Source organism: Micromonospora sp. NPDC049529 (genome assembly GCF_055586685.1).
On sequence record NZ_JBVJHT010000008.1, the window covers coordinates 150,652 to 163,937 of the forward strand.

At 68.7% G+C, this 13,286-nt stretch carries 11 protein-coding genes; 3 read left to right on the forward strand and 8 right to left on the reverse strand.

The genetic code is table 11. The features are described from left to right. Positions 1–19: 19 nt before the first annotated feature. Complete coding sequence (locus ACZ6QQ_RS15920; RefSeq protein WP_465876971.1) at positions 20–1,294, reverse strand: serine hydrolase; 1,275 nt, start codon at positions 1,292–1,294, stop codon at positions 20–22. Between the two features lie 287 nt (positions 1,295–1,581). On the opposite strand from ACZ6QQ_RS15920, the gene ACZ6QQ_RS15925 reads away from it, so the two are divergent. Next, positions 1,582–2,586, forward strand: coding sequence for a Gfo/Idh/MocA family oxidoreductase (locus ACZ6QQ_RS15925; RefSeq protein ID WP_465876972.1), 1,005 nt, complete (start codon positions 1,582–1,584; stop codon positions 2,584–2,586). Between the two features lie 13 nt (positions 2,587–2,599). Here ACZ6QQ_RS15925 and ACZ6QQ_RS15930 read toward each other — a convergent pair whose 3' ends face one another. From ACZ6QQ_RS15930 to ACZ6QQ_RS15955, 6 genes are read right to left on the reverse strand one after another with little or no spacing between them, the layout of a single operon-like run. Then, entirely contained in the window at positions 2,600–3,616 is a 1,017-nt protein-coding gene (locus tag ACZ6QQ_RS15930) for a phosphotransferase enzyme family protein (RefSeq protein ID WP_465876974.1), read from the reverse strand. Continuing rightward, the gene (locus ACZ6QQ_RS15935; protein ID WP_465876975.1) at positions 3,606–4,403 is read right to left on the reverse strand and encodes a phytanoyl-CoA dioxygenase family protein; all 798 of its coding nucleotides are present in this window, start codon (positions 4,401–4,403) and stop codon (positions 3,606–3,608) included. Before ACZ6QQ_RS15935 ends, ACZ6QQ_RS15930 begins: the two co-directional genes overlap by 11 nt. Before the next feature lie 10 nt (positions 4,404–4,413). Next, positions 4,414–5,565 carry a Gfo/Idh/MocA family protein gene (locus tag ACZ6QQ_RS15940; RefSeq protein WP_465876977.1) on the reverse strand — a complete coding sequence of 384 codons (1,152 nt, stop codon included), beginning with the start codon at positions 5,563–5,565 and terminating at the stop codon, positions 4,414–4,416. Continuing rightward, positions 5,562–6,539, reverse strand: a complete 978-nt coding sequence (locus tag ACZ6QQ_RS15945) for a TIGR03560 family F420-dependent LLM class oxidoreductase (protein ID WP_465876978.1) — start codon at positions 6,537–6,539, stop codon at positions 5,562–5,564. The genes ACZ6QQ_RS15940 and ACZ6QQ_RS15945 overlap by 4 nt, the downstream gene beginning before the upstream one ends. A 12-nt stretch (positions 6,540–6,551) precedes the next feature. Further along, complete coding sequence (locus ACZ6QQ_RS15950) at positions 6,552–7,370, reverse strand: FkbM family methyltransferase (protein ID WP_465876979.1); 819 nt, start codon at positions 7,368–7,370, stop codon at positions 6,552–6,554. Beyond that, positions 7,367–8,089: a class I SAM-dependent methyltransferase gene (locus ACZ6QQ_RS15955; protein ID WP_465876980.1), complete on the reverse strand. Its 723-nt coding sequence runs from the start codon at positions 8,087–8,089 to the stop codon at positions 7,367–7,369. The genes ACZ6QQ_RS15950 and ACZ6QQ_RS15955 overlap by 4 nt, the downstream gene beginning before the upstream one ends. Positions 8,090–8,380: 291 nt before the next feature. On the opposite strand from ACZ6QQ_RS15955, the gene ACZ6QQ_RS15960 reads away from it, so the two are divergent. After that, positions 8,381–9,772 carry a glycosyltransferase family 2 protein gene (locus tag ACZ6QQ_RS15960; protein ID WP_465876982.1) on the forward strand — a complete coding sequence of 464 codons (1,392 nt, stop codon included), beginning with the start codon at positions 8,381–8,383 and terminating at the stop codon, positions 9,770–9,772. Here the strand turns inward: ACZ6QQ_RS15960 and ACZ6QQ_RS15965 are convergent. Then, positions 9,738–10,886 (reverse strand): thioesterase domain-containing protein, encoded by a 1,149-nt coding sequence (locus tag ACZ6QQ_RS15965; protein WP_465876983.1) that lies wholly within the window; start codon positions 10,884–10,886, stop codon positions 9,738–9,740. The two genes, ACZ6QQ_RS15960 and ACZ6QQ_RS15965, sit on opposite strands and share 35 nt — an antisense overlap. A gap of 274 nt (positions 10,887–11,160) precedes the next feature. On the opposite strand from ACZ6QQ_RS15965, the gene ACZ6QQ_RS15970 reads away from it, so the two are divergent. Beyond that, positions 11,161–13,215 carry a PhoX family protein gene (locus tag ACZ6QQ_RS15970; RefSeq protein ID WP_465876984.1) on the forward strand — a complete coding sequence of 685 codons (2,055 nt, stop codon included), beginning with the start codon at positions 11,161–11,163 and terminating at the stop codon, positions 13,213–13,215. Positions 13,216–13,286 lie beyond the last annotated feature (71 nt).

Here is a 13,286-nt window from a genome sequence, read left to right on the forward strand (position 1 = left end):
ACTTTCGGCCGGGTGGCTCTCATCGCCCGGAATTCGTCAGGAGCAGGTCGAGCACCTCCGTCATCAGCACCTGATTGCCGGCCGCGTCGCCGCGCAGCAGGATCGCGATAACGGTGTCGTGGGTGGGGTCGTACAGTCCGAGCGCGGTCGGTCTGGTGACGATGCCCAGATGGCCGAGGCTGCGGTCGGAGAAGTGCTCACAGGCGAGGACGTCGCTCAGGTTCACTTGCAACCCCAGCCCGATGTCGAGCCACTGTCCGGTGTTGTGGTCGAGTGAGCGGCTGCGGGACCGGGCGAGCATGTCGCGGGCCGTGCGCTCGCGCAGGACGCGTCCCACGCCGAGCAGGGCGCGTCGCATCTCCAGGTACAGGGCGGCGAGATCGTGCGCCGGGCCGACCAGCGCCCGGCCGGTGTCCAGCGTGCCGGCCGTGTGCGGATTGATCTGCTCCTCGGCGACCGGGACCCAGACGCCGTCTCGGAGGATGGGCTGCCGTACTCGGGGGGAGTGCTCGTCTGTCCCTCCGATCGGCTCCAGATCGGTCCCGTCCATCCCCAGCGGCTGTAGTACCCGCCGCCGCACATACGCCCGGACGTCCTCGCGGCTGATCCGCTCGATCAGGACCCGGAGAATCTGCCAACCGGTGTGGTACGAGTAGTACGGCACCGTTCCGGGCTCGCCGGTGAGTGTCAGACCGGCCAGTGCCTCTGCCGTCGCGGGCAGCGCCTCGACCTCCTGGATGCCGCTCGAGCTGTTCAGCACCTGAGCGACTGTCACCCGGCCGGCCGGTGCCGTGCCCAGCTCGGGGAGGTACCGCGCCAGGGGGGCCGGCCAGTCCAGTACGCCGTCGTCGACCAGAGTCGCGCAGGCGACGGCTATCACGGGCTTGCCGGCGCAGTACCACCGGAACCGAGAAGCTGTGGTCAGCGGGGTGTGGTCGTCCGCACGACCGAACGCCACGTCGGTGAGCGTGTGTGAGCCCCGCGCGGCGACCAGCTGGGCGCCGAGGATCTGTCCCTGATCGACCGCCTCCCGCAGCGTCCGGATGGCCGCGGCGACCGGGTCGTTCACCGGCGGCTCCGCATGGGCGCCCGGCTTGACGGTTGGTCCGCCGGCCAACAGAGTGGCCACTGCCCGGGGCGTCGGGTCCTGAAGGAAGGCCTGCATGGGCACCCGGACACCCGTCGCCTTCCGCAGCCGCGCGATCAGCATGGCGGCCTTGATCGATGTGCCGCCTCGGCGGAAGAAGTGCGTGGACTCGTCGACGTCGTCGATACCCAGGACAGATCGCCACATGGCGAACGTGGTTCCCAACGGGTCCGTCGCGAGGGTTGTGTTGTTGTCAGGCTCGGACACGGGTGCTCGCTCTCTCCACTTGAGCCAGGATGGGAGGCTGTGCCGCCTTCAGCCAGTCACGTGAACATGCGGCACGGTTCGCCCCGGTGGAGCGTCACCGGATTACGCGACGTGTCGTCCCGGTACGGCTGGCCGACGCTGCTGATGTCGTCGATCACAGTCGGCCACCGTCGGGCGGGGTCGCCGTACCTCGCGGAAGCCGTACTCCCAGGAAAGGGATCGGGCGCATGCTCAATGTCGGAATCATCGGCACTGGAACGATCGGTCAGGACCACCTGCGGCGGATGACCAGGGTGCTCTCCGGCGTCCAGGTCAGTGCTGTGATGGACATCGACGTGGCGGTCGCAAAGAGGGTGGCCGAAGACCTGCCCAGCGCCGCGCTGCACGACAGCGGCGAGGAGTTGATCGCCGATCCCCGGGTCGACGCGGTGGTCGTCTGCTCATGGGGCGACACCCACGAACGGTACGTGCTGGCCGCCCTCGCTGCGGGTAAGCACGTCTTTTGCGAGAAGCCGCTGGCTACTACCGAACCGGCGTGCCGGCGCATCGTCGAGGCGGAGGTGGCACACGGACGCCGCCTGATCCAGGTCGGCTACATGCGCCGGTACGACGAGGCGTACCGCGCGTTGAAGGACGTGGTGGACAGCGGCGACATCGGCGCGCCGCTGATGATGCACTGTGCCCACCGCAACGCGGGGGTGGCACCTTTCTACGAGAAGGAGAGCGCCATCACCGACACCGCCGTGCACGACATCGACCTGGCGCGCTGGATGCTCGACGACGAGGTCAGTGCCACGCGGGTGCTCGTGCCCCGCCGCAACCGACTCGGCGGCGACCTGCAGGACCCGCTCCTGCTCATCCTGGAAATGGCGGGCGGCGCCATCGTTGACGTGGAGACCTCGGTGAATATCCGCTACGGCTACGACATCCGCGGTGAGGTCGTCGGCGAGAACGGCACTGTCGCGTTAGGAGACCACGGTCCAGTGGTGGTGCGGGCAGCGGGACACCGGGCCACCCCGGTGCCGGCGGACTGGCGTTCGCGTTTTGCCCAAGCGTACGACGCCGAGCTCCAGGAATGGATCGACGCGGCCTCGTGCGACGCTGTGCCGGCCGGCCCAAGCGCCTGGGACGGTTACGCGGCCGCCGTTGTGTCGGATGCGAGCGTCGCCGCGCTCCGTGGCGGCGGCCGGGTCGAAGTAGACATGATGGATCGTCCGCTCCTCTACCGGTGAGCGCCGACGCGGGCTAGAGCCGCGCGGCCACGTCGATGATCTGGCTCATCGCGGGCAGTGTGGGCGGCCGCCGGAGCACCTGCCGGAGCGCCGCTTCACTGAACGGCAGGTGTTCGGCATGCGCCGGCTCCAAGGTGATGCGGGCCTGGGCCTCGACGAAGTTCAGCCAGGTGGCCGCAGCCATGGCGAAGGACGCGGGCGTCCGTACCGTGCCGTATCCGCCGTGCGCTCGGTAGCCCTTCAACGTGTCGATGATCGCGGCCTCGTCGACCACGTCGCCGGCGGCGTGCCACCGTATCAGAGTCGAGGCGAGCTCGCGGTCGGGATGCGCGGCGCCCACGTCGTCCCAGTCGAGCAGGACCAGGCCACCGGGCCCGCGGAGAACGTTCGAAGGGGCCAGATCCAGGTGTGACTCGATTAGCTCGCTGGCCGGGGCGGGGAACACCAGCGGCACCAAGTCCGCGATGAGCGGCAGCACGCGGGTCAGCGAGGGCGCCCACGGCAGGCCCGCGGCGATGCCGCGCTCGGCCAGCGAGTTGAACCTCTCCACGGCCGGCGCCACCTCGTACCACGGGTGTGGTGGCGCGGCGGCGGCCCGACGTAGCCCGTGGATTCGCCCCAGCAGGGCGCCGATACCCTCGGCCACCGGTTCGGCTCGCCGGCTCATCGGGGCTCCAACGGCCCAGTCGTAGAGCCGAGCGCACCGGGGCGCCCCGTCCCCGTCCAGCATAAGGAGATAGTCACCTCCAGCGCCGGGCAGAGGGCGGGGAGCCAGTACGCCGGCAACGACGGCCATCCGATACAGGTCAACCTCGCGACGCACCGCCGCGGGGTCGACCTCCCAGAGCAGTTCCTTGACCGCGTAGCTCGCCCCTGCGGTGTCCAGCCGCCAGACACGGCCCATGGCGCCCCGCCCGACCATTGTCAGCCGGGCGGAGGCCGGGTCGCCGAGACCGAAGAAGCCGCAGAGCGCCTCGAGGCGAGCGATCATGGGCTCGTACGCCGGCCCGGCCGGAGGGTCAGAGGACACCGATCTCCTCGAGCGCGGTGAGGGTCGACGGGTGATGCTGGTGCAGCCAGGACCGGTCGAAATACGGGTACGCCGCCACGTCGTACGTGTGGCCCTCGCTGTGGAAGGCGCCGATGTGGTCCCGCAGTTTCGTGAGATCCGCGTTCTTTCCAGGATGCCCCGCATAGGAGACCGACCATTGCCAGCGGTCCCGGCCGTGCAGGCTCGCGTGCCACAGATGGATGTCGAACACGATCACGTCGCCGGGCTGGGTGGTGACGGTGAGACCGGGCCACAGACGCAGTTCACGGTCCTCGTCGAACGGCTCGGATGCCGGCCACTGCGTCCGGTAGGAGCGCAGCTCGTCGGCCCACGGCGCGTGATGTGACCCGGGGAGCACTTGTAGCGCGCCGGTGCCAGCGGTGAGCGGATCGAGATAGGCCACGACCTTCACCGCCTGCAGGTCCGGGTCAGCGGAGTCCTGGTGCCATGGCGAGGCGTCGCGATAGAGAATGCCTTTGGCCGGCTTGGGCACCGGCGGCCGGCCGAGCAGGCTCCCGGCGAGTAAGGTGAGCCGTTTATCCACTGCGAGCGCCCGGCTCACCGGTGTCCGGTCGCCCATCATCGGCAGGTAGTAGCCGACCCGGCCGGTCGCCTCCGTCACCGCATCGGTGGGCAGGTCGTAGCTGTCGCCGAGCGCCGTGCGGACCTCGGCACGTAGCGCACCGACCGTCGGGGCGTCGAAGAACCCGCGCAGCACGACGAACCCGTAGGTGCGGAAGTGCTCCATCGTCATCGAATCGGGCAAGACGTCCTCCTCAGGAAGCGGTGCGGACGGCCGCATGCCGAGGTTCCGGGGCCTCCCAGACAAGGAAGCCGCGCCGGCAGCCCGGGCCGTAGGCCGGGTCGAAACGGTCGCCCATGATCTCCTCCAGCGGTACGGCACGCGACTCGGCGGACGACCGGTACGCCGCTTCGATCACCGCCATGACGTACAGGTTGTCGGCGGCGGTGCACCAGGGCGTGGCCCGCTGCGAGAGCGCCGTCTGGAAGCTGTGCATGGCCAGCCCGAAGGCGTGCGGGAACCAGGTGCCCGGCACCGGTGCGGGCCACTCGGTATGGTCGATAGCCCGCTCCGCCGGGCGGCGGGTGGACACCACAGTGGGACCGTCGGGCGCCCAGTCGATCAGTCCGTCCGGTCCCTGGAACCAGGCATGCTCCGCACCGTGGTGCACCTGGTGGGTTCCGTAGTAGGTGCCGGACGAGATCAGCAGGGCCTGCGCGCCGGAGCCGTAACGCAACGACAGGTGTCCGTATCCGTCGCTCGGCACGCCGGGCTGGCGGCTGTCGCGGCCGATCAGCGCGTAGACCGACTCGGGCGGACCGAGGAGATGGTGCAGCAGGCCCAGGTGGTGCACGCTGAGGGCCGCCGTCCACCATCGCTCGCTCTTGCCGTACCAGGGATGCCGGTCGGCATCGAACTTCGCCTCCGTGCGGATCTGGGTGTAGGACGGCGGCCCGATGACCCGGTCATAGCAGAGGATCCGCTGCAGGGCCAGCGCGGCCGGGGTGAAGCACATGGACTGGTTCACCATGACCGGTACGCCCGTCGTGGCGGCTAGGACCGCGATCTCCTCGGCTTCCGGGTAGGTCATGGCGAGCGGCTTCTGTACCAGCACCGGTTTGCCCGCCTCCAGGATGGCTCGGAGCAGGGGCGCGCGGGTCCCGGCCGTGTGCGGCGTGGCCAGATCCACCACACCGACCCGGGGGTCGGTGAGAAGCCCGTCCAGGGTGGCGTGGATCGCGGCTGTGGGCTCGGCGTTCGCGAAGGCATCCCGCGCGGCCGCGACGCGGTCGTGGCCGGCGACCACGTCGAGTCCATAGGGCCGGTATCCGTCCCGGTGTGTACCGGAGATGCTGCCCAGGCCCACCTGGCCGATGCCGAGCGGGGTGGCTGCGGCGCCGGTCACTGCGGACTGCCCTGGCTCGCCGGCCGGCGCTCGCCAGCGGCCGTGTCGGTCAGCAGGGGGACCACCTCCGCGGCGATCAGCTCGATGTGATCGAGGTCGGTCAGCTCAGGCAACTGGAGATACATACGGGTGCATCCCCCGGCCGCGTAGGCGGCTATCTGTTCGGCTATCTCCACGGGGGGGCCGGCCAGGTGTTTGGCCCGGAATCGGGCCGGTGAGATCCCCGCTGCGGCGGCCCTCCGGTCTACCTCGTTCGAGGTGCGGCCGCAGGCCACCGCCTGCGCCGCCGACCAGGTCAACTCTGCGGGAGCGCGACCGGCGTCGGCACAGGCGCGTTCCACACCGACGCGGAGACGCTTGGCTTCGGCGGCCGGTACGAAGGGCGCGTTGAACTCGTTTGCGTACCGGGCGGCGAGGTGGGGTGTCTGCCGCCGTCCCGTGCCGCCGATGATGATGGGTAGCGGCTTCTGCGCCGGCTTTGGCAGGCCAGGGCAATCGGTGAGCTGGTAGTGCTCGCCGGCGAAGGAGAACGTGTCAGTCTCCGGTGTCGCCCACGTGCCAGTGATGATGGCGCATTGCTCGGCCAGCATCGCGAATCGGGTCCGCGCGTCCGGGAAGGGCAGTCCGATGGCGGTGTGCTCGGCGGCGAACCAGCCGGCGCCCAGGCCGAGTTCCAGCCGGCCGCCGCTCATGGCGTCCACCTGTGCGGCCTGAATGGCCAGCAGCCCAGGGGGCCGGAAGGTCACCGGGCTGACCAGTGTCCCAATCCGGATGGTGGTGGTGTCACACGCCAGCCCGGCGAGGGTGGTCATCGCGTCGGTGGGGCCCGGCCTGCCGTCCGCGCCGGCCATCGCGAGCAAATGATCCGACCGGAAGAAGCCGTCGAAGCCGGCCGCCTCACTGATCCGGGCGGATCGGAGAATGTCCGCGTAGGTCGCCCCTTGCTGCGGCTCGACGAGGATCCTGAGGTCCATAGGTGCCTGCTTTCACGAGAATCGCGTGTTTTTGGGGCTCGCCGGCCGGGCATGCACGAGCACTGCCTCGTCAGCCGCCGCCCAGTGGCCGTCGACAGTGCCGCCGGTGATCTGGTAGCTGAAGTCGTGTTGTCTGAGCAGATTGAGGGTGCGGGCGGCTGCATCCGGGTCGGCTCCCGGCGTGTGCAGCTCGAAGATGAGCTGCCGCACCCGAGTCAAAGCGCCGGTCATGGCGAGCTCACGGAGCACCTGGTGCTCGCCTCCCTCGATGTCAATCTTGAGGAGGTCCACCCGCTCACCGACTATCGAGGAGAGCCGCAGGGCTGGTACCACGAGTCCCTCCGCCCCGCCGCGGTCGGGCTCCAGGCTGGTGGTGAGCCGTCCCGGCTTTCCGGGACACCGGTAGAGCAGCAGCTCGCCGGTCTTCTCCGCCGCTGCCCCGTGGACGGCGGTCACCGTATGTGCCATCGCCGAGCGAATGTTGTCGCACAACAGCCGGAAGGCGTCAGGGTCCGCCTCCACCGCCGTGATCGACGCGGTGGGATAGCGCAGATGGAAGTAGAACGACGCGATGCCGATGTTGGCGCCCACGTCGAGGATGACCGGCCGTTCCGGCAGTTCACCGGCCTCGTAGCAGCCTGCCAGGAAGATCTCCCGAACCAGATAGGCCAGGGTGTCGAGGTTGTACGTCCGTATGGAGGCGCCGCACAGGGTCGCGTGTCGGGGCTGATAGGAGTACGGGGCGCCGGTGCGGACCAGCCGCCGGAGTTTGAGGAGCGCTAGATCGGCCAGGGCGCGACCGTACAGCAGGGAACGGGACGCAGCTCTCATCGCGCTCGGGAATCGTTCCGGGTGCCGTGGATCAGAATGTTGTCGATGCCGGGCGGGAACACGTCGTCCTTGACCGCGCTGATGTCGAAGCCGGCCGCCACCAGTGAGGAGGTCATCTCCTCGATGGTCCGGGGGTGCAGCTTGAGCATCCGGTACCAAGTCTTCTCCACGACGGCCTCGACGTCGAGCAACTCGTAGCAGAAGGCGGCGGTGAGGACGCCGCTGCGCCGGTCGTAGGTGGTCTGCTCGCTGACGCGCAACGTGCGCCCACCCGGGTAGTCGAAGAAGCCGTGCACTCGGGTGAGCTGTCCGTTGGCTCCCGACTTGCCGGCGAGGTCGGTGACGTTGAAGCGGCTGATGTCGAGCAGGATTTCTCCACCGGGTTCGAGGGCCCGGTGGGTCGCTTGGAGGGTGGCCGTCAGGTCGTCCGTGGTCAACAGATGCGAGATCAGGTCGTTGGGTAGCAGGACGATGTCGACCGGAGCGTCGAGGTCCAGCGCCGGCAGATCGGCGCGATGAAGACGGACCCGATCCGCGGCCGGCGACCCGGCGAGACGGCGGGAAAAGTGCTCGAGCATCGCCGGTGAGCGGTCCACACCCACCACCGGATGGCCGCGCTCGGCGAAAGGCAGGATGATGTCGCCGATCCCGCAGCCCAACTCCATCACCGTACGTGAGGTGTCGACGTGCTTGGTCATGGTGAGGTAAGTGTCGGTCAACCGTGGCGCGTAACCGACGTTCAACTCGTACAGGACAGGATCGTAAAAGGCGTTCAGACCTGACATGCGCTGACTCCATCAGTTACTCGGCGGCATACTTGAGGGCGCCGTTCCGTCCTGGCGCAAGAGCCGGAGGACATAAAATGACTCTATCAGGTGGCATTACGGTGAAGGAAGTCCAATTTTTTGGGCTCGTGAGAGTCTCAGTCATGTGTCTGCCGAAGGTCGATGGTCGTATATCGTCGGGAAGGTATTCGGCCGGACTGGTCATCCTTATCACGGGGAGTGCAGATGGAAAGAATGGGCGGGACAGTCGCGGCTTCGGTGATCATCCCGACGCGCGATCGCACCGAGCCTCTCCGGCTGACTCTGGCCTCGCTGGAGCGCCAGTCGTGGCCCGCTTCCGGGTTCGAGGTCATCGTGGTCGACGACGGCTCCGCCGCCCCGGTCGCGGAGGAGATCGGCGCCGCAGCATCCTGTGTCGTCCTGCGCCATGATCACCCGCTCGGCGCCCACCGCGCACGTAACGCGGGCGCCGCCGTGGCCTGCGGCGAAATCCTGATCTTTCTGGATGCCGAGTGTGTCGCCCATCCCGACCTCGTGGCGGAGCATGTGCGGGCGCAGGCCCGGCAGCGAGCGGCCTACTGCGGATATGCGGCCGCGCGGGAGCAGACTCCGCAGACCTGGGATCTGCTGGTGGGCCGGCCGTGGTCGGCCGGTGACGGTCCACGCCGACTGACGGACATGCTGGCGGTCGGCGCCGTCGCCGATCCGCTGGGAACGGTGCTGGCAAGGCCGCGGAACAGCGACTGGGCTTACTTCTGGACCGCAAACGCCAGCGTGCCGGCCGACGCCTTCGCGCAGGTCGGCGGGTTCAGTGACGTCTTCGAGGTGAAAGGCGTCGAGGATATGGAACTTGGTCTACGGATGGCCCGCCACGGCGTGCCCACGGTCTTCCTCGGCGAGGCGAAAGCTCTGCATCTGCCGCACCCGCGAGACCGCAACATGGAGGTCGTCCGGGATCGCCGCAACGAGCAGCGCATGCTTGAGCAACATCCGGAGATCGAGGTCGAGGCAGTCGCCGGCTTCGACATCGGGCGCGCCCGAGCGCTCCTGCCGGCCATCGAGGAGTTCGTGGCGAAGCTTTCCGCCTCCTCGGCCGACTGCCGGGAACTGGCCCGCCTTGACGCCGTCCGGGCGCGGATCGCCGGCGCGGACCGGGTGTGTCTGCTCGGACATCCGGACGGGTGGCCGGACGGCCTGCCGGGGCCGGACCGGACGATCTTCCCCGCCTCGCTTCCGGGAATCGAGGGCCACGTCCCGTTGGTGGGCATTCGATCACCGTTCAAGAACGACACCTTCGAACTCGGCATCGTCACCGACTACTGGCGCCATTTCCCGATCCGGACCGCATGCCGAATGCTCGGGGAAATGATTCGTGTGTCACGTAGCACCATTGTTCTCGTGGATGTCGGAACCGAACCGCCGGGAACTCCGGAGCCTGGCCTTGCTGTGGCACTGGAGCGCGACGACCGGCCCTATTGGGAGACCACCGTCAGATTGCGCCGGGAGCTTCACGAATTCAATTTCGAGTCCCTCGGGCGGGCCGGTCGCGCGCGGGCTTTCATGGTCACGCCACGTGACTGGCCTACCGTGGAGTTGGACGGCGCTCTGGCCCTCTGAGGTGGTTCGCCCGACCCGGCTCCGCTCGGTCTCCGGGCGCGAGCCGGTCGGCCAACCAGCCATTCAGCACGGCGTGGAACCGCTCGTCGCGGAACAGGCCGTAGTCGAAGTGCTCGCCATCCAGGTACGCCATACGCACCTCATCGGCCATGGATTCCCATGCCTGGGCGACTTCGAGGTCCCCGGCTGCCAGCAGGTAGTGCAGGCGGCCTGGGAGATGACGGGCGCGGTAGGCGTAGCGCGCCTCGTGCATCGCGCCCCACACGTCCAACTGGTCGAGGATGGCCCGTTCTGCCTCGCGATGCGGCACGGCTGCCCCGGCCACCAGCGCCGATACCATGCGCTCGGACAGACCGGCCAACCGGGTCTCCGAGGCGGCCGGCACCGAGTACGCCTCCGCCATCAGCTCCTCGTCGGCGCCCACCCTGCGCAGCAACTCGTTGAGCCGGTCCTGCTGGGTGCGGATGAGGTCGGGCGGCTTTGTGTTCAGATAGTCGTCCGGTCGCGGGCTGTCGAACAGGATCACCCCGGCCGCCCGCATCCCGGCATCTCGGATCTGGTGGATGAGCTCGAACGCGAGCAGTCCTCCCGCGGAGAACCCACTGGTCCAGATCGGGCGTTGCGGGAAGGCCTCGGCGATCTGCTCCCGGTAGATTCTCGCGAAGTCTTCGATCCGGCGGGGCACCGGCCGTTCTCCCTCCAAGCCTGCGGCACGCACCGAGCACACGGTGATGCCGGTGGCGTTCGCCAGTAGATAGCCCGCGTACGCGGTACCGGCCGGATGATGCAGGTACACCAGCACCGGGTCGTCGTCCGAGCCGCCCTCGTTGTGGACGCTCAGGCAGGAGTCCCGGTCGAACGTCGGCACTGAGCTCAGGCGCTCCGCGATGGATCCGACCGTGGAACTGCGCGACAGCACGTCGGCGAGCCGCAACCGTACGCCGGTGGCCTTCTGTAGGAAGGCGACGAGCCGGGCGGCCGAGATGCTGTCGCCGTTGTGGTCGAACCAGCTGTCGCTCCAGCTGTCCGGGTACCGTCCGAGGATTCTGGCGAAGCCCTCTCCGACGGTCGCCTCCGCCCGGGTACGCCAGCGGTTGCGGTAGTAGTCGGTCATCAGCTCGAACCTCACAACTCGCGTTTCATCCGATCACGACGGTCCCCGCCGGCGGATCGAAGCGAGCGTAGGTCATCGGGGCGGTCGAAGTATTGCCCCTTAAACGCAGTACTCCCCACCCTGTTGCGGCCGGGCGCCGACCAGGTTTGACTCGTTGTCAATCGCCGCGGAGGTGCTACTGACTGCGGCAGGGCCGGCGCCGGAGCGTTACATCGGGCTGCATCGAGCACCGTTCCGGTTGTGATGACCACTATCTATGCGCAGGGGCACATGAATGGATGACCACCTAATGCTACCGGTGGTGACGGCGACACGACACCACGGGCGGCGCGATGCGATGACGTGCCGGTACCGGTGCGGGGACGCCTGCGCCCAGGAGGCGCCCAACCAGTCCGGCAACACCTACTTCGGTGATCTCATGGCGTCCGCCCAGTCGCGGCGCTCGGTGCTGGCCCTGGGCGCCAGCGTCTCCGTCCTGCTCACCGTCGGGGGCGGCGATCACACCGAACCGGCCGCACCGGCGCCCACCTCCAGCCACCGGACCGGACTGACCTTCACGGCGGTCGAGCCTACCTTCGACGACGAGGTAATCGTCGCCGGCGGCTACGAGCATGCCGTGCTCGTCAGGTGGGGCGACGAGGTGGTGCCGGGCGCTCCGGCCTTCGACCCGCGGCGGCAGACCGCCGAGGCGCAGGCTCGGCAGTTTGGCTACAACAACGACTTCCTGGCCATGCTGCCGGTGGGCACTGGTGGCCGGCGGGCGCTGCTCGTGGGCAATCACGAATACACTAATCCGGAGCTGATGTTCTCTGGTTTCACCGTGCCCACCGTCGAGCAGATGCGGATCCAACTCGCGGCGATCGGGATGTTCGTGGCCGAGATCGAGCGCGTCGGCACGACCGGCGAGTGGCGGCTGGTTCGGTCCGGGCAACGCCCCTACAACCGTCGAGTGACCACCGCGACCACCCGATTCGCGCTGACCGGGCCGGCCGCCGGGTCACCGCTGCTCCGCACTGCTGCCGATCCCCGTGGCCGCACCGTGACAGGCACTCAGGCAAACTGCTCCGGCGGCGTGACACCGTGGGGGACGGTGCTCTCGGGCGAGGAGAACATCACCTACATGTTCGTCGGCGCGGACGAGGCGCCGGACGAGGAAAAGCCGGCCCTGCGGCGTTACGGCTTCGACACCTCGACCCGCGGCGGCCCGAGCGCCGAGCTGGCGGATGAGCGTTTCGATCTGGCCAAGCATCCGCATGAGGCGAACCGTTTTGGATGGGTCGTCGAACTCGATCCCTACGATCCGCGCTCAACGCCGCGGAAGCACACCGCCCTGGGCAGGTTCAAGCACGAGGCCGCGCATGTAGTGATCGGCCGTAGTGGCCGGGCCGTGGTGTACATGGGCGACGACGATCGTTTCGAGTACGTCTACAAGTTCGTCTCGGACGGCAGGTTCGACGCGCGTCCCGGTCAGGCCGCCCGCCGCCACAACATGACCCTGCTGGCATCCGGCTCCCTGTTCGTGGCTTCGTTCGAGGGCACCTCGGCGGGGGAAATCGACGGCTCCGGCAAGCTGCCGTTGGACGGCGCGTTCGACGGGCGGGGCCGGTGGCTCGCGCTGACCCGGTCGGGACGCTCCGCGGTGGCTGGGATGAGCATCGACGAGGTGCTGGTGAACACCCGTCTGGCGGCCGATGCGGCCGGGGCGACGAAGATGGACCGGCCGGAGGACGTGCAGGCCAGCCCGCGTACCGGCAAAGTGTACTGCGCGCTGACGAACAACTCCTACCGGGGCGGCGCCGGCGCCCCCTACGCGGCGGACGAGGCCAACCCCCGCAACGTCAACAAGCACGGGCACATCCTGGAGTTCACCGAGAAGGACGGCGATCACGAGGCGGAGTCCTTCGGCTGGTCGCTACCCATCGTCTGTGGCGACCCTGCGGATCCCAACACCTACTTTGCAGGGTACGACAAGACCAGGGTTTCGCCCATTTCCTGTCCGGACAACCTGGCCTTCGACTCCCGGGGCAATCTCTGGATCGCCACGGACAGCGCCCAGTCGCTGTCGGCCAACGATGGGCTGTACGCCACCGCCCTGGACGGCCCGGACGCCGGCTACGTCAAGCAGTTCCTGAGCGCGCCGTTCGGCGCCGAGGTGTGCGGGCCGGTGTTTTCCGAGGACGGCCGCACCGTGCTGGTCGCCGTCCAGCATCCGGGGGAAACCACCGGATCGACCAGGGACAACCCGTCCTCGCGCTGGCCGGACGGTTCACTGCCACGCCCCTCGGTGGTGGTCGTGTGGCACTCGGGTGGTGCCGCCATCGGCACCTGATCGGCGAACCACGGCCCGTCCCGACGGCCCCGCCGCACCGCTGGCAGGCCGCCTTGCTCACCGCGCATTCC

Bases quoted from the DNA above. Each gene is read 5' to 3' on its own strand.
- ACZ6QQ_RS15920 (WP_465876971.1), bottom strand. From the start codon at position 1,294: ATGTGGCGATCTGTCCTGGGTATCGACGACGTCGACGAGTCCACGCAC.
- ACZ6QQ_RS15925 (WP_465876972.1), top strand. From the start codon at position 1,582: ATGCTCAATGTCGGAATCATCGGCACTGGAACGATCGGTCAGGACCAC.
- ACZ6QQ_RS15945 (WP_465876978.1), bottom strand. From the start codon at position 6,539: ATGGACCTCAGGATCCTCGTCGAGCCGCAGCAAGGGGCGACCTACGCG.
- ACZ6QQ_RS15950 (WP_465876979.1), bottom strand. From the start codon at position 7,370: ATGAGAGCTGCGTCCCGTTCCCTGCTGTACGGTCGCGCCCTGGCCGAT.
- ACZ6QQ_RS15960 (WP_465876982.1), top strand. From the start codon at position 8,381: ATGGAAAGAATGGGCGGGACAGTCGCGGCTTCGGTGATCATCCCGACG.
- ACZ6QQ_RS15965 (WP_465876983.1), bottom strand. From the start codon at position 10,886: ATGACCGACTACTACCGCAACCGCTGGCGTACCCGGGCGGAGGCGACC.
- ACZ6QQ_RS15970 (WP_465876984.1), top strand. From the start codon at position 11,161: ATGGATGACCACCTAATGCTACCGGTGGTGACGGCGACACGACACCAC.